The sequence below is a fragment of the Paenibacillus sp. GL_099_B genome (assembly GCF_057835695.1).
Genome location: NZ_CM174430.1, coordinates 3,615,609 through 3,633,145 on the forward strand (window position 1 = coordinate 3,615,609; position 17,537 = coordinate 3,633,145).

8 protein-coding genes and 1 pseudogene are annotated in these 17,537 nt (G+C 43.2%); 4 read left to right on the plus strand and 5 right to left on the minus strand.

Annotated elements, in window-relative coordinates; all coding sequences use genetic code 11:
- Nucleotides 1-90 precede the first annotated feature (90 nt).
- From AC3ITG_RS16485 to AC3ITG_RS16500, 4 genes are all read left to right on the plus strand, one after another.
- Nucleotides 91-1,149, plus strand: a complete 1,059-nt coding sequence (locus AC3ITG_RS16485; protein ID WP_489254475.1) for a glycoside hydrolase family 88 protein — start codon at nucleotides 91-93, stop codon at nucleotides 1,147-1,149.
- A gap of 287 nt (nucleotides 1,150-1,436) precedes the next feature.
- A complete protein-coding gene (locus AC3ITG_RS16490; protein WP_489250671.1) occupies nucleotides 1,437-3,737 on the plus strand; it encodes a helix-turn-helix domain-containing protein in 2,301 nt (766 codons plus the stop codon).
- 19 nt (nucleotides 3,738-3,756) lie between these two features.
- Entirely contained in the window at nucleotides 3,757-5,406 is a 1,650-nt protein-coding gene (locus tag AC3ITG_RS16495; RefSeq protein ID WP_489250672.1) for an extracellular solute-binding protein, read from the plus strand.
- A 195-nt stretch (nucleotides 5,407-5,601) separates the two neighbouring features.
- The gene (locus AC3ITG_RS16500) at nucleotides 5,602-8,268 is read left to right on the plus strand and encodes a discoidin domain-containing protein (protein WP_489250673.1); all 2,667 of its coding nucleotides are present in this window, start codon (nucleotides 5,602-5,604) and stop codon (nucleotides 8,266-8,268) included.
- A 477-nt stretch (nucleotides 8,269-8,745) separates the two neighbouring features.
- Here AC3ITG_RS16500 and AC3ITG_RS16505 read toward each other — a convergent pair whose 3' ends face one another.
- The 5 genes and pseudogenes from AC3ITG_RS16505 to AC3ITG_RS16525 form a co-directional block, all read right to left on the minus strand.
- Nucleotides 8,746-9,120 carry a DUF2750 domain-containing protein gene (locus AC3ITG_RS16505; RefSeq protein ID WP_376034865.1) on the minus strand — a complete coding sequence of 125 codons (375 nt, stop codon included), beginning with the start codon at nucleotides 9,118-9,120 and terminating at the stop codon, nucleotides 8,746-8,748.
- 19 nt (nucleotides 9,121-9,139) lie between these two features.
- Complete coding sequence (locus AC3ITG_RS16510; protein ID WP_489250674.1) at nucleotides 9,140-14,050, minus strand: polymorphic toxin type 8 domain-containing protein; 4,911 nt, start codon at nucleotides 14,048-14,050, stop codon at nucleotides 9,140-9,142.
- Nucleotides 14,051-14,803: 753 nt separating this feature from the next.
- Complete coding sequence (locus tag AC3ITG_RS16515; RefSeq protein ID WP_489250675.1) at nucleotides 14,804-15,769, minus strand: quinone oxidoreductase family protein; 966 nt, start codon at nucleotides 15,767-15,769, stop codon at nucleotides 14,804-14,806.
- 169 nt (nucleotides 15,770-15,938) lie between these two features.
- On the minus strand, nucleotides 15,939-16,676 hold the full coding sequence (gene pyrH, locus AC3ITG_RS16520; protein WP_489250676.1) for a UMP kinase: 738 nt from the start codon (nucleotides 16,674-16,676) through the stop codon (nucleotides 15,939-15,941).
- Nucleotides 16,677-16,864: 188 nt separating this feature from the next.
- Nucleotides 16,865-17,496 (minus strand): annotated as a pseudogene (locus tag AC3ITG_RS16525) (Type 1 glutamine amidotransferase-like domain-containing protein).
- Nucleotides 17,497-17,537: the final 41 nt, after the last annotated feature.

The following is a 17,537-nucleotide window of genomic DNA, read 5'->3' on the forward strand; positions in this document are numbered from 1 at the left end:
AATAACGGTAAGGAGGTATGAGGTTACATGAGCGTATTAAATGAAGTGAACAAAGACGTGTGGGATCAGATTAAAAGTAAAGCCGATCAGATGCTTGCAGCCATAGGTGAAAAGTCTCCGCATGTCGCTGGAGCAAATGGCATCTATGACGACATGAGAATCGATTGGTGGACCTCGGGATTCTGGCCGGGTATGTTATGGATTGTGTACGATATGACGGGTGATGAGAAATATAAAGAGGCTGCATGGAACTGGGATGAACGGCTATCGGAACAGTTTCTCGAAAATAACTACTTTGATCACGACGTGGGCTTTCATTTCCTGCCTACGGCTGTCATCAAATACAAACTCACCGGAGATGCTGATGCCGCAAGGCGTGCCTTATTTGCCGCCAACTTCCTGGCTGGCCGCTTTAATACCAAAGGTAGCTTCATCCGGGCTTGGAATGGAGACATGCTGGGCTGGTCGATCATCGATACCATGATGAACCTGTCGTTGCTCTTCTGGGCGTCTGAGGAGAGTGGAGATCCGCGTTTCAGCCATATCGCCAAAGCTCATGCGGATATGGTCATGAAGCAATTTGTGCGGGAAGATGGTTCTGTGCATCATATCATTCGATTTGATCCCGAAACAGGTGAACGGGCAGAAGCGATAGGGGGACAGGGAGCGGCGCCGGATTCGGCATGGAGTCGTGGAGCTGCTTGGGCTTTATATGGATTAACGAATATGTATCGATATACAGAAGACCCGTCATATCTGGATGCTGCACAGCGTGTGGCAAACTTCTTCATTTCCAGCCTGCCTGAGGATAGCGTTCCGCATTGGGATTTCCGTGCTGAGCCCGAAGAAGGGGAGGAGGTTCCACGAGACAGCTCCGCTGGTGCCATTGCTGCTTCCGGATTGCTTGAGCTTGCAGATGTACTTCCTGATCCGGAAGGCCGACTCTATGCTACCGTTGCCAAACGTATCCTGAGTTCCCTGCGGGATCATTATGGAACCTGGGATCTTCCTGAGCACGAAAGTATGCTTCTCGAGGGAACCGGTCATAAACCGGCAGGTCAGAACGTAAACGTCTCACTCATTTACGGTGACTATTTCTACGTGGAGGCGAGTGCCAAATTAAACGGTTGGAAGCACCGCATTTTCTAAAAAATTTATAAGAATATTTAAAAAACATTTTCAACTTGATACCGACTTGATACCGAATGCCCGATAGACGAAATTAGTCTATTCGGGCTATTTGTGCTTGATTTGACGGGGAAAATCGGTGGTGGCTACCCTTTTTGTCAATCGAATTGAACTTTTTATCTATATCCCAATCGCGCTCTTACCGTTATAATAAATTCCTGATCCAAACATAGATAATCTACGAAGAGTTGGGTGATGAGTTGTTGCTAAACATTCGATATTTGTGGCAAAAACGAGAAAGCATAATTGTGACCTGGCTTGTCTCTTACAGTGCTGTTTTGATTGTGCCGATTCTGATCAGTTTGGTTATTTACATGCAAGCAAATGAGACATTGAAGAGTGAAATACATCGGGCCAACGATTCTTTATTGAAGCAGATGCGTTATACGATCGATACACAAGTTGATCTGATGAAGCGGTTAAACATGGAGATGACGTGGAGCCCAAATCTGCAAACGCTGATGTATTCCAATCAGCCTGCCAAAGAGGCGCCGTACACGGCTTACCAACTGGTAAAGGAACTCCGTCTCTATAAAACATCCTACGCATCCATCGATGAATTCTACGTCGTGTGGAAAAAAGACCATTCCATTCTCCGTTCAGGTAATATTCGGGATATGCGAACGGCATTTCATACCATACATAACACAGGTGCAATGTCTTTCGAAGCGTGGCGGGATCAGATCCTGGGTACAGAGACGAATCAGTTCGTCATACTGCCACATCAGAATGCCGCTCCGGCGGAGTCTTCCATTGCGTACATTACACGTCTGCCTGATGATTTGAATGGTCAGGAGACGGGTACGGTTGTCGTCATGGCGGATACGCGAAGATTCCAGGAGGCGATTGAGAGCATTTCGGGTTTTAGTGATGCCACGCTGCTGATTCTGAACCAGAATAACGAGATTCTGATGAGCAATCATCCGGGGTCAGAGGAATTGAAGCCATTCATGAATGGCAATCAGGTTCAATTGGATAACGCCAAGGTAGGCAAGTCGGAGATGTTCTACATGGACTCTGCGGTTTCCGATCTCAAGTACGCATTGATTATTCCCAGCAGCCTGTATTGGGAAAAGGCAGTATATGTCCGCAATTTTACGTATATCAGTATCGTGGTGAGTCTCATTAGTGCAGGTGTACTGACCTGGTTCTTCATGCGCCGGAATTACTCCCCAATCCAACAGCTCGTGGAATCACTAAAAGACAAAAATTCGCAGAACGAACCTGCTGATCGGAACGAACTTCGGTTTATTCAGAAGGTCATCATGAACACACGTTCAGAAAAGAACGAGATTGCCCAGCAGTTGCAGAAACATCAGCAGGTGCTGCGCTCCAATATGATAAATCGGCTTCTCAAAGGCAAACAGGATTCGCTCGTGCCTTATGAAGATGCATTCCGTTCCTTTCATATGCCGCTGTATTCAAGTGAATTTGCTGTTATCTTATTTGTAATCGAGAATGAAGAGAATCTCTATGGAAAACTGCCGGGTATTGATATCAACGAACGAAACAAATTGATCCATCTCATTATTTCCAATGTGGTTGAAGAACTGACTTCGGAGCACCAGCACATCGGATATGTAGCGGAAGTCGATGATATGATGGTCTGCCTTGTAAATATGAAAGCGGATTCTTCGGATTGGAATCAGGATCTTCATCACATTGCGGCAGAAGCGCAGCGCTTCCTGGAACGCTATGATATGGAACTGACGATCTCCATCAGCGGACGCCATACGTCGTGGATTGGCATCGCCGAAGCATACCAGGAAGCAGTAGACGCGATGGAATACAAAATGGTGCTTGGCAAGAAAGGCATCATTACCTATGGGGATGTCCGCAGCGATGCGATGGCGGATGACCCGTTTGGCTACTACTATCCGCTTCAGGTAGAACAACAGCTTCTTAATTTTATCAAGGCGGGAGATACTGAACAAGCAAGCGCTTACATGAACGAGATTACAGAGCGAAACTTTGATAAAACGATTATGTCGATTACACTCGCTCGTTGCCTGATTTTTAACCTGGTAGGTACGATGATAAAGGCCATCAATGATCTGGGGGACAGGGATAACAATACACTAACTCACTACCCGCATCGGATTGATGACATTATTGCCGGGGATACCATCCAGGAGATGCAGGAGGCTTTGCAGGGTTTGCTTGAGGAGGTATGTGCCTATGCCGGTGAAAAGCGCGCAACGAATGTATCACAAGAACGTGAGGATTCTCTGCGTCATCTCAGTACCCAAGTCACACAGTATATTGAGAGTAACTATACGGATGTGAATTTGAACGTCAACGCAATTGGTGAGCATTTTGAGCTTAAGGGCAGTTACTTGTCCAAACTCTTCAAGAATCAGACCGGTGAGGGTCTGCTGGACTGCATTCATAAGTGCCGTATCCGACAGGCTAAAGAAATGATTGAGCATAAACAGGAATCCATTACAGAAATATCCCGATTGGTCGGGTATAACGATGCAGCAACTTTCATCCGGGTATTCAAGAAATACGAAGGCATTACGCCTGGTAAATATAAAGAAATCAGTTGATTTGAAAGGAGACCGGAACATGAACGTAAAGAGGAAGTTGGCATTCATAGCAAAGTTGACAGGATTCATCCTGCTGCTTGGCATGCTGACTGCTTGCGATCAGAACGGGACAGATTCAGATGCCAAGCTGGATGAACGTTCCGGCTCATCAGAGTACCAGACCGTCTCAATTGCTGCACCCAATGACGATGGAAGATTAACCTACTGGGCAGAATTGAATGGCAATGCAGCGAGTATTAAGTCCAGCTTCAATGAAGTTCCTTTTTTTCAGGAGTGGCAGCGGAGAACCGGAGTCAACCTTCAATTCATCCGGCCTCCCGCCAATCAGGCCAAAGAAGCGATTAATGTGCTGCTTACGTCCGGAGAACTGCCGGATATGATTGAATACGAGTGGAGCAATTATCCCGGTGGGCCGGAGAAAGCGATCAAAGATGGATATATTCTGCGATTAAACGATGTTATTGATCAATACGCACCTCATCTGAAGCAGTACCTGACCGAGCATCCAGACATTGATATGCAGATTCGCACAGCGAACGGAAGTTATTACGCGTTTCCTTTTATTCAGGGAGATGATAAGCTGCGAACCTATCAAGGACCGATTATCCGGAAGGACTGGCTGGATGAACTTGGACTTGATGTGCCAACCACGATTGACGAATGGCATACGATGCTTCAGGCATTTAAGGACAAAAAGGGAGCTGACGCCCCGCTTACTTTTCTAGGTGTTCCGAATCCGTTATTTGGTATCGAAGGTGGTGGTTTTATTGGCGCTTTTGACATTAAAAAGGGGTTCTACGTGGAAGATGGCCAAATTAAGTTTGGGGCACAAGAACCTGAATATAAGGCGTTTCTCTCCTTATTTCGTGAATGGTATGCGGAGGGACTCATTGACAAGAATCTGGCTGCCGTCGATTCGGAGACTCAGGATACAAACATGACCACAGGACGCAGCGGCGCGAGTATCTGGAATGCAGGGGCGGGGATTGGTACATGGCTACCCATCTTGCAGGAGACGGATCCCCATGCAAAGCTTGTGCCAGCGCCATATCCTGTCATGAACAAAGGAGACCGCCCGAAATTTGGTCAACTTGCTCCCGCTATCGGTTCCAGTGGAGTCGCCATATCCAGCAACAGTCATCATGTAGAAGAAGCAGCACGGATGCTGGACTACGGGTATGGGCCTGAGGGACATTTGCTATTCAACTTTGGCATCGAAGGTGTCAGTTTTGAGATGAAGGACGGGTATCCGACGTATACCGAGACTATTTTGAAAAACCCTGATAAGTGGTCGCCGGCACAAGCACTAGCGATGTACACCAGAGCGAGTTATTTCGGTCCATTTGTACAGGATACGCGATATATGGAACAATATTATATTTTGCCGGAACAGAAAGAGGCGGTGCAGTTATGGTCCAACACGGATGCTGTTCTTCATCAGGTACCGACCCTGCCCAAAACCGAGAAAGAAAGCACGGAGATGTCAGTTATCATGCAGGAAGTGAACAAAGTAGTGGACGAGATGTCGCTTAAAATCATTTTTGGTATTGAGCCGGTGGATGCTTTCGATACGTACGTCGAGCAAATCAAGTCATTACAGATTGATCGTGCGATTGAGATTCAGCAGCAGGCGTTAGAGCGGTATAATCGTGCTGTATCCTCGAAATAAATCCTTATATTGTATAAAATAGGTATTTAAGTGTCGTTTTTGTTGATGTAATTTCGTTCCCTCGTACTCTACAATCGGTTATGACATGCTGAGATGGCATGCACATGACTCTTGCTTGAGCAGAATCGGAGGTGACTATAGGGTTTCTTGAAACCGCTCACATACTCTGAAATCCAAAAGGAGGAGAACGAAAGCATGCGTAGAAAGTGGCCTTTTTTATTGTTGGCATTTACGTTGACTGTTGGGTTGTCTGCACCTGGAACCCAGGAAGTTCGAGCGTCAGAGGGTGACTCACAGCCATCTATTGATCGTGCCGGTGAGAATCTGTCTCTGAGTACGGATGGCAGAAGCAGGCTCTATCCAAACGATTGGTATCCAGGATTTAAAGATGAACAGGGAAGGTTTCTGCATGACTTTTCGTATGCCGGATATCGGCGTGGGGAAACAGAACTACCTAAAACGGCTAAAAACAAACGTATCGACGTCACGAAAGCACCGTACTTTGCCGATCCTTCAGGGAGCCGTGATGCAACACAGGCTATTCAAAAGGCAATTGATACTGCTGTGACGCGAGGTGGCGGTGTCGTGTATCTTCCCAAGGGTACATATCAGGTTAACCCTCAGGACGGCAAGGATTATTCACTAAACATTCCTGCAAGTCGTGTGGTCCTGAAAGGTGACGGGATGAACAAGACTCATATCTATAATGCACAACAAAATATGAAAAACAAGGATATTATCCGGATCGGTAACGGAGATTGGAAGAAAACCGGGATTTCCACGAAACTTCGCAAATCCGTTACCGATCCAACCGTCCTGCTGCCCGTTGAGAACACAAGCGGGTTTGCAGTGAATGATTACGTGGTCATTTCATTCGAAACGACGCCAGGATTCTTACGTGAGCTTGGTATGCAAAACAAGTGGTCGTCACGTCTCGGGAAAGTAGAACCGTTATTCTATCGCCAAATCGTGGGGGTAGATCCGGAGAATAAAACGATCACGTTAGACATTCCGACGCGTTATCCAATGAAGCTGCGCGATGATATTACGATTAGTCAGACCGCAGATCCAATTGTCGAGGTAGGGTTGGAAGATTTCTCGATCGCAAACATTCAAAATGCGAAGTCGGGGCTTGGTGAAGATGACTTCAAAGTCGTTGGGACTGCTGGATATGAAGCCGATAATGCCAAAGCGGTCAATGTGATTGCAGTGGCGAACAGCTGGATTCGAAATATCAATACCTATAAGCCAGCTGGCAATACAGATTATCATCTGTTGTCCAAGGGTATTATTCTGGACCGTACGAAGAACGTCACTGTGGATCATGTAACCATGCAGTACCCGCAGTATCGTGGAGCGAACGGAAATGGTTATTTATATCAATTTATTGGAAATGATAATCTCATCAAGAATAGTAAGGCGATCGGAGCTAGGCATAGCTTCACATATGCCAACTTCTCTGCGAACGGGAATGTGCTGCAAGGCTCGTATTCTGAGAAATCTTCATTATTGACTGATTTTCATATGTATTTGAGCATGGCGAACCTGATCGATAACCTGGTAGTTAACGGGGACGGGATCTCTGCCATTACACGGGATTATGGATCATCCGAAACGAATCGTCATGGGGTCGTTACCACTGAAAGTGTGTTCTGGAATACGACCGGTCAGGCGGCCCATCCTAGTAAATCCGGCGTTATTGTAGAATCAGAACAATTCGGGAATGGATATGTCATTGGAACAAAAGGAAAGGACACCGGCGTGAACGTTAACATTGTTGGTTCCATTCCGGATGCGAATACGCAGCCATTTGATATGGCGGAAGGCATTGGGGAGGGCGATCGTTTGTCCCCGCAAAGTTTATATCAGGATCAGAGCAAGAAACGAATCAAAGATCTTCATCTGGGGCTTCAATCCCTGTTGGTGAATGGCGAAGCTATAGGGGGTATGCAGTTCTTAAGAACGGATTACGTTCATACTTTGCCTTATGGCACAACCGAAACGCCGATCATCTCTGCAAAAGCTTATGCCAAGGATGCAAAGGTTAAAATTAAGCAACCGCAAGGGACTAATGGAACTGGAGAGATCACTGTATCCTATCGGGGTCAGAAACAGAACGTGCGAGTGAAGTTTAAGGTAGCTGATACACCCGTACTTCCAGAGAATATCTCCATAAGTCCCAATAAAGCAGTACCCGGCTGGAGAGTCGCAGGTAATGCGATCAGCGCAGGCGGAAGCGGAGAATTATCCTCGTTTCTAACATTAGATAATGGCGAGATCGTAAATATTGCAGAATTGAATGTTCCTGTCACGTACACATCGAGTGATGATACGATTGGATATACGGAAGGAACTACTCTCCATGCGTTAAAAGCGGGAAAGGTCGACATTGTCGTGAGCTGCGTCTTTAATGGCGTAACGGTCGAGGCACGGGAGAAATTTGAAGTCAAAGAGCCTATGGCCGAACCGGAAGGACCGTTCGCTGTTGTAACCAAAGTTACGGCAAGTGCAGATGATGGCAATCTGCCGATCCATACCATCGATCGTGATCCAGACTCCAGATGGTCTGCTGATGGAAAGGGACAATACCTGCAATTGGAGCTTGAGCAACAGACCCAATTAGGGCAGGTAAGCATTCAATTCTATAATGGACATACGCGATCCAATTATTTTGATTTGGAAGTTTCATTAGATGGTATTAATTACCAAAAAGTATTAAGTAATGTGGCCAGTCAAAAACAGGCGGCTTATGAAACATTTGAATTTGAACCGGTTCAGGCCAAATTCATTCGATTTGTCGGGCAAGGAAATGAATCTAATACCTGGAACAGTATTATTGAATTTTGGGTGCACGGGAATTAAAAATGACATAGGGTAAAATCAAAAGAATTCAATTCAAATTCAATATCGAATATAATATGTGCTCATTTTAAAGCTGGAATGGGTGCATATTATATTTGAGATAACTGAGTTGTGTGATACGACAATTAGAATAAGTGAGATCACATATTTATCCATACGAAATTAAAATTATCTCGGGGGTTATAAAAAGAAAAAGCCACATTTATCCATGTGATTAACAACAAGATAGGATGTTCACAGAAAAGTTGATTTCATGTTTTAAAATAACAACTGTTTCACAAAACTCGTATTTTGTACATATGTATATAATCAGCAGCCCGCCAAATTATTGACAACACTCTCTATCCTGTCATTTGTTAGATAAATGTATAGTCACTCTTTACTTTGAATTCGATTGTTGTATTTTTAGATATTAGATTTTATCATTCGACCGTCCCCGATCGATCAAAGTTCTAGGAACGGCCATTATCAAATCTGTTAGTATTTTTCAAGTTCTGTCTTTAAATCCTCAATCAGTATATCGACTTCTAATACAGCAGAATCAGCATTATTTAAGAATATTGAAGGTTTAAAACCCTCTTTTTTTAAATTGGGTAGAAACTCGTCTATGAACTCGTACAAATCCATACTTTTACTTGAGTAAATTTCCCAACCATCAGTTGCACAGTATTCCGCGAATTCTTTCTTAGGCCAAAATGGAAGTAATTTATTACCTTCATCATCTTCAGTAACTGACCAACCATTCTCATAAAGTCCCCACACTTCTTCTGAATCTACTACTCTTTTGATGAAGTATTCATAACGAATATTTGCAGGGAGATTGATGACAGATTCAAATTCTTTCTGATTCATATTTCCTCCTAATGATGTTTTATCTTATTTTTCCATTATTATCGTATCTATGTTGTGTCTTATGGTTTTTTGTAATATTTAAAACACTGTGTTCGTAACCGTAACCCTTTCTTGCCTCGAAACCACGTTTGTGCTGCATTTGGTATCCCTGAGGGACTCTTACATTTTTGCGTTTTTTTCTTTTAATTTCATTTAGATCACGTTTGATTTCTCCTCGTAATGAAGTTGAAACCTTAGCATCATTTGCTATTTCTTTGAGTCTAGCTTGTTTTCCTGACCTCCCCGTCTTCTCTGCTGCTGCAGATGATGTTCCCTTTTTTATTGCTTTTACAGTAGCTTTTTTCGCAGCCTTCTTGACTCCTGTTTTGACAACTTCCTTAACGACAACTTTAACAACGAAAATAACTAAATAAATTATAAATGGGTTGTTTCCATTATCATCTACATATGCAACTGGATTATTTAGTCCGTAGCTGTATCCATTTCGATTCAGCGGGTTATCTAGATCCAAGTCTTGTTCCGAGTCCAACGAGATAAAGGAACCAAGCTGCGGATTGTAGTTTCTTGACATCAGGTAATACAATCCAGTTTCTGCATTGTATCTATAACTAGCATAACGGTATGGGTTTTCATCCGCAAGCGAGCCACTCTGATTTACAATATTCCCCCATGCGTCATATTCATACTGTGCTACTTCGTTACCAGCCTGATCTGTTAAACTGACGACATCTCCATGACCATTCAAATGGTAATAATAGGTCAATCCATCTTTAGTCATTGCTACCGGACTTCCACTATCATCCCATGTGTACTCTCGAAGTGTTTTATTATTTTCGTCCGTTTCATAGATGACTTCATCGCCATCGTAGAAGAAATTCACTGTTCCGGACTGACCAGTGGACTGAATACGTCTTCCATTCTCATCATAACTGTATTTTTGTATTCTCTGACCAGATTGATCTTGCACTTCAATTAATTGATCCAGTGCATCATATATATACGTTTGTTTACCATCGTTTACTAGGTTTCCATTATGGTCATACTGATAAGCTTGTCCATTAACATAAGTTAATTGATTGGCGTTATTATGCTCGTATACAGTGATTTGCTCCTGCCCATTGATGACAACTACTTTTTGTGTCCGATTACCTACATCGTCATACCTGTATTTAATCGTCGTCCCATCGGGTAGAGTTTCTTGTTCGAGTTGGTTAAGCGCATCGTACTCATAGGTTGTATCGCCTAATTCCGAATGAATTGTTTTTACATTCTCATTGGAGTCATACGTGTAGTCGTACTCCCGAATTACACTCCCTGTACTAGAGTAATCACCGTAAGTGCGCAACTGTTCCCCAGTATCGTAGTGAGCCTTGGTTACAATTCCGTTTGCCCGATCGGCTTGTTCCATTGCAGCCATATCATTGTACTGATAAGAAACGAGGTTTTGATTATCCTTGCTAATGCTTTTGACTTGATCTAACTCGGTGTAATCATAACTTACAGTAGACGAATGTGCACCGGTTGAATATGAGAGCTCCTGAAGTCCACTATTCGCATTATAGATATATGACTTTTGATGCCCTCTATCTACCTCTGTTTCAGGTAATCCATCAGGCTTATACGTAAAGGAACGAGCACCATTGTTTACATTGACCAGTAATCCATTTTCATCATATTCATAAGACCACTTTTGTTGCCCATCTATACTTATAGTTTTGAGTTGATCCAAAGCCGTGAATGTTGAAGAAATTGTGTTCCCATTAGGAGTCGTGGTCTCCATTAGGTTGCCATTTGAATCATATTTGTTATCTGTCACCTTGCCAATGGCATCTGTCTTTTTCATTAACTGATTTTGCCCATTGTACTCATACTGAACTACAGCCTGTTTTGGATTAATCGTTTTAGTCAAGTTTCCGGCTGTATCATACTCATACGTTGTCTCTTTTTGCTTCGGATCAATTACAGTTTTCAAACGATTTAACTTATCATAATGGTAATCGGTACGATTGTTATTTCCGTCGGTATTTGCGATCATATTCCCAACCGTATCTGTTGTCACTGTTGTTGTGTTTCCTGCTGCATCTATTACCGATTTAATATCGTTACCTTTATCGTCGTAGCTGTAGGTTTCTATCGATTGGTCTGGATACGTCGTCTTTTTTAAGTTTCCATAGGTGTCATATTCATAACGCGTAACCTTTTGCTTGGCGTCAACAATGGTTTCCAAATCACCAGCTACGGTATACGAGTAATTAGTCACATTCTGTTTAGGGTCAATTTCTTTAGCAATGTGATTCAAATCATTGTACTCGTATGTCGTAACATTTCCGACTTCATCGGTTTGAGTCAGAACATTACCTTTACTATCATATGTCTGCTCAGCAACAGTTCCATCTGGGTTGGTTACTTTCTTGACATTGTAGTTTTCATCTAGGACATACTGGGTAATTTCACCTTTGGCATTTTCGATTTTCTCTGCCACGAAGTTAGCGTTCAGCGTATAGTTTGTCGTATGGCCATTTGCATTTGTTACGTCTGCTGTACGAGCGGCGCTGTCGTATTTGTACTGGGTTGCCGGCCGATCACTTGCATCTGTAACCGAAACCGTTGAAGGTTCCTGCACTTTAACCAAGTACTCTTGATCATAGGTAAAAGTGGTTAATCGATTATTCGGGTCAAAGATAGTTTTAATGTAATTGCCGCCATAACTAAACTGAGTTCGGCTGTAAGTACCATCCTCACTATACTGATCTACAGTGACTAGCTTTCCATTTTGGTACGTATAATCCGTCTTACGCCCTTCTAGCATGGCATAATCAACTAACCCATCTGAAGTATATTCAAATGTGATGGTACGGCCTGATGGGTCCTCTATACCCGTTAGTGCTCCGTTCCCATTCCTTTTATACGTTATTCGGTTTCCATGCATATCTTGTTCATAACTGAGTTTGGCTTGAGTAATGCTTACTTGATCATCATTGGAGACCGTATCGAAATGCATCAGGTATCCATGTTTGTCTGTTAACTCATAACCGGTCGTGGCCCCTGCGCTACTTTTCACCTTTTTTAGTGTCAGATAATCGCCCGCTGAAGGTGTATACGTATTGTTTGTTGCGTTATATTTGAATTCATAAGCAGATCCAGTGTGGTCTGTAAACAATACGTCTCCGGTTTTGTAAGCATCTACGATGGTTTCACCACCCGTATAATACCATCCGTAGCCAAACGGTGAAGACTCGCTAGATTTTGAATTATATGTCCGCATGAAGTCTACGGAGGTATCTCCTCTACCAGTTAAGGAATAATCATTAAACTGGATGATATTGTTCCCCGTGCCCAAATTGGTATAACTAGTTCCGTTAGCTATCGGATGACTATCATATGTCCAATAATCTTTTAGACCAAGTCGGCTAGCAGAGGTGTATGTCACGCTTAAAAGCGGCGTGTAATCCGGATTGGCCGTGTCATCACCGGATATAAACTTCTTGTAGCTGTTTGTTGTTTCTGAATTGCTTTTCAACATAAACCCTTTGTTTGTTGTGGGGTCATTGATCCACTTTTCTAGCATATTGGCAGGCAAGGACCACTTATAGTTTGCTGAAAGTGATGTTAAAGGTCCGACAGCAGTTGTAGCGACTTGCGAAGCATTGAAATCTCCACCCTGTTTACTCCACAAGTTCGTAGCATCTGCATACATCCAGGATGCAGAGTATTCCGTCCAGGCTTTATTGACACTATTCAGTGTGATATCTACATTAGTATTATTTGAAACGGACGCTAACCAGAGATTCAAGTCAGCCGTTAACACCTTTGCCCCCTGTGGGATCGTCGATGTGTCAAACTGAATGAGAGAACGGATGACATTAGAGCTAGTAGCGTCTTTATATAGACCTACACCTAGTGTCGTGTCGGTTGCTCCAGTTTGTTTGGGAAAAGCACTACGTATATTGGTATCCGCTAAGCGGTATGTCGGTTGAAATTTAACAATGGTCGGATCGATGGTGACTGGGTATACACGGGACGCATCATTAAGCCATGCGAGACTGGGGATCACGTCAATGTTTAACTGTCCCTTTTTCTCTTTCAATTCATAGTGAATATCGTAGGAAAGAGATTCTTCAGGGTAAGCATTAACTCCCCCTACCTGCTGATAACCTTCGGGTATAAAAGAGTCATACATCAACGGTTTATCGATGATATATTCAATATCGCCAGTAGATGGGTTAATCAAGGATACGGAGCCATCCTGTTCCTGGCGATAATCCAGATTACCTAGAGTTAAGGCAAATGAGTAAATCACTGACTTCTTGCCTGTCGGCTTCTTGCTGAGTTTAAGCTCTTCTTTGAGTCTATCGTTTCCCAGGGTATAGATTAAATCAGTATCGGGATAAAGTCCCTTATACGTCATTACATTATTCTTAACAATCCCTGCAGCCTTTGTGCTAGAGATGCTTTGCGTAGTTTTTACCGTATTTGTTTCCGATATGGGGTTTAAACCAATGCTGAATTTATCCTCTTTGATCTCTACCAAATTATCAGAAACAGAATGTTTCTTGTTCATTTCTACTTTGAATTCATGATTATTATTGTAAGCCGTTTGACTCGTCGTATTTAAACGGTTATCAATAGGCTTCCACTCTTGATTTGAGGAATCTTGATAGTGAATGGGAGTTTCAGAAATTTGAGTTGTGTACGTTCCATTCTCATTTGCGAATGTCTTCGATTTCTCACTTCGAAGCGAAACGATCTCTTTTGGGGTGTTGTTGGACGACAAGTTAGAATCGTCGGAAATGTTGCTTTCTTGAAGCGTTGATCTTTCGGCAGAGGGGCTTCCCCAAGCAGTGGTATTATTGAGCGATGATGTAGAGATTAAGGAACCAGCAATAATTAAGCTAATTACCTTATTCCAAAATTTGTGTTTCTTTTTCATGTTGTATCCCCTTGTCTATTTTTTTACAGCAAGAAGAGTTATACCATATTATTGGAATATTTTCTAAATGAAAAATTTCCCAAAGTTAATCTTTCCAACATATAATTATTGTATTGATTAGATATAGGTCTAATCGGAAATAGGAACATGTTCTTGTCCAATACGGTAATTGGTACAAGTTCTTGTCCTCAACTGCCAGTTTCAGTCCGATATTTCACCTTTTTAATACCTAGCAACCGTGTTTAACCTCTCATCTTGTCATTTGTCACATAACATTGTGAACATTTTCATGTATTATGGTACTTAATAAAGCTTTAAGTGCATGTGATCGATGTTTAGATGTACATCTAATCGGTAATCGGGCTATGTTCTTGTCCAATACGGCAATCGGGACAAGAACTTGTACCGATAAAATAAAAAAGCCGCTAAAATAGCGACTTCAATGGGACCATGTTCTTGTCCCTCGACAAAAACAAGTTCGTGTCCGTCGACACTTGTCCTTGGCTCGGGACACGAACTTGTACCGATAAAATAAAAAAGCCATGTGACCATGTTCTTGTCCTTCGACAAATTTAGACTCTATTTGACAGTTTCTAAAATTCTCTAACAGATTGAACTGGAATTTGACGAGATGCTGCAACAGTGTCTTGCAGTCGCAGTCCCCTTCACCGACAAGGTGAGGGGCTTTTTTCTTTGGCCAGATACAAAGGGATAATCTGCCCTACTTGAGTCTTGGTTAGATTCATACGATTTTTATGGTCTTAATAAGATTTTCCCCGTGCTTTTGCGGCTTTCCAGAAATTGATGCGCTTTTCTTCCATCTCGTAGTGCAAATACCGTAGGCTCGGATACCGTTATTTTCCCCTCTTCGATCCAGCGGAACAACTCGGCTGAACGGGTTGCCCGTTCCTCGCGGGAAGTAAGGAAATTCCAAAGATCGCCACCAGTCAATGTTTTTGACGTATCCATCAACATCCTTGGGTCAACTGGAGCAGGGTCTCCCCCTGCCATTCCATAAAATACAACCGTCCCCCCAATGCGAGTGACTGCAAAACTATCTTCGAGCGTCGAGCCTACTGAGTCATAGACAACATCCACACCTTTTCCGTTTGTCTCCTCCATGACTCTTCTCTTCCAATCATCCGAGTACAAAAAAACCTGATTCCCTCCAGAGTTTTTAACTGCCGATGCCTTCTCCATCGAGGAGGTTAAACCGATGACCCTTCCACCGAAGAGCTTTGCAATTTGAACAAGCAACTGTCCAACGCCCCCTGCTGCGGCATGAACTAGAATTACATCATTCTCCTTAACCGCATAACTATCTTTTGTTAAATAGTGGGCAGTCAACCCTTGCAGTAAAACAGAAGCCGCCTTATCAAATGAAATGGTCTCTGGAAGAGGAATTGCCTTTTCTATAGGAACAGCCACTTTTTCTGCGTTAGCATGGGGGACATCTGCAAATGCAATAGGGTCGCCAACGCTGATTCCTTGGACATTAGCTCCTGTTTTTTCAACGACTCCTGCCCCTTCATAACCTAAAATAAACGGGGAGTTCCCAGTAAGATGATAGTTTCCTTTCCTTCTATAAATATCTGCAAAATTCAATCCGATGGCTTGCATCCTTACTAATATTTCGTCAGGCCCGATAACTGGATCCGAAATTTCAAGATATTCTAGTACTTCCGGTCCTCCGAATTTATTAAATACAAGTGCTTTCAAATGAGTGGCCTCCTCTTATATATTTTTCAAAAGCTCTGAAAGAACGGGCTTCTTTTATTGACTCCAAAACTTGCCTCTGCTTATGATACGGTTAACCCCGCTGTCTGTAACAGCATGTTTATTTCGAAATTTAGGGAGCACAAAAGTACTCCCTCGGACAGAAGTTCTGTTATTCCAATTCCAAAATTGATTCACCGCTAATAATAGTACCATTATTATTTCCTTCACAAATCTCTTTCATTGTGCCTGGCTTGTCAAAATTAAACACTTGCATGGGCAGATTGTAGTCTCTTGCTAAAATGAAAACGGATTGGTCCATTACCTTTAAGTTGTGTTTTAAGACATCGTTGTAATGAAGCGAGCGAAATTTCCTTGCATCCTTATCCAATTTAGGGTCTGCGTTAAGAACACCATCAACACCTTTCTTTGCAACTAATAAAGCGTCACAATGAACCTCGATGGCTCTTGGTACTGAAGGATAGTCTGTTGTAACGTAAGGTTGACCGTTCCCCCCTGCAAAAATTACAATATAGTCTTTTTCTAGATGGTGGATTGCTCTTAGACGGATGCATGGTTCTGCAACTGAAGTAATAGGTATTGCCGTCATTACCCGTACTTCCTTTTTGGTCTTGGCTTTAAGAACTCCACGAAGCATTAAACTATTTACTACAGTCGCAAGTGTACCAATGTTATCAGCTTCTGCCCTTTCTATCCCCCAGCTTTCCGCCATATTCCCTCTGAAAATGTTACCCCCACCTATAACTAATGATACTTCAACGCCTAAGTTTACCACTAACATAATTTCATCCGCAATATGGTCCAACCTTTCTGGCTCAAAACCAAATTCGGAGTTTCCTGCTACTGCTCCACCACTTAGCTTAACGAGAACCCTTTTGTACCTTGACAATGATTACACCCCCATAAAATAAAAACACTAAAGCAATAAATGCTTTAGTCAGATTGTCGAGAAACCCGACTCTCGAAAGAGAACTGGGTTTCTCGACAATCTGAAAAGTAGCCGATCTCGTAGATCGGCTACTTTTCTTCTTGGTAATATTGAATTATTGTATCCCGTTACCTCAGCAGTGAGGAATCTTAAAGCCTAAAATGCCTCCAATTCCCTTCGGAAACCACTTCTACTGCTCCATCGATCACCTTGATGGCGGTCTGATCATCGATTGCATATGCCGGCCCTTGAATCTCTGCGACCCAGCTCTCAGCTGCAGCCATAGTGTTATCTGGCAGCATGACGTGATCAAGATGCGGAAAGATTGCAAAATCAACCAGTCCCTACGTTTCATATCCCACCGGTAGGTGAAGTCCACCACACAAAATATTCCCCGACCTTAGGTGCCATCACCATACTGCCGGCGCTCATTCCCACATAAATGGCCTTCAGTGAAGGCAAGAGTTCTGCCAGTCCGGATTGTCGCATCCAATGGCATAGGAAGAGAGCATCGCCATTCGATACCAGCAAGACGTCTGTCTCCCGGACCAGGGGCTCCCAGTGGTCTCTATTGATGCTTGGCAGTGCGGTGAGCTCCAGCACGCCTACAGACTTCCAGCCGAGGTCGACCATGGGATTCTCGGATTTTCCGCTGATAAACTCTCAGGTTTTTGACGCGAGGGCCAACCCAGGGATGCGCGTACATCGCCGTGGGAATGCACAGGGCATTGGAGTCAGCAATCGGCTTGTCCAACATGCGCCTGCAGATGTCAGTAATAATTTCATACCCTCACTCCTAGTCAATTGACCTTCATAAAATCC

Bases quoted from the DNA above. Each gene is read 5' to 3' on its own strand.
- AC3ITG_RS16485 (WP_489254475.1), top strand. From the start codon at position 91: ATGCTTGCAGCCATAGGTGAAAAGTCTCCGCATGTCGCTGGAGCAAAT.
- AC3ITG_RS16500 (WP_489250673.1), top strand. From the start codon at position 5,602: ATGCGTAGAAAGTGGCCTTTTTTATTGTTGGCATTTACGTTGACTGTT.
- AC3ITG_RS16510 (WP_489250674.1), bottom strand. From the start codon at position 14,050: ATGAAAAAGAAACACAAATTTTGGAATAAGGTAATTAGCTTAATTATT.
- AC3ITG_RS16495 (WP_489250672.1), top strand. From the start codon at position 3,757: ATGAACGTAAAGAGGAAGTTGGCATTCATAGCAAAGTTGACAGGATTC.
- AC3ITG_RS16505 (WP_376034865.1), bottom strand. From the start codon at position 9,120: ATGAATCAGAAAGAATTTGAATCTGTCATCAATCTCCCTGCAAATATT.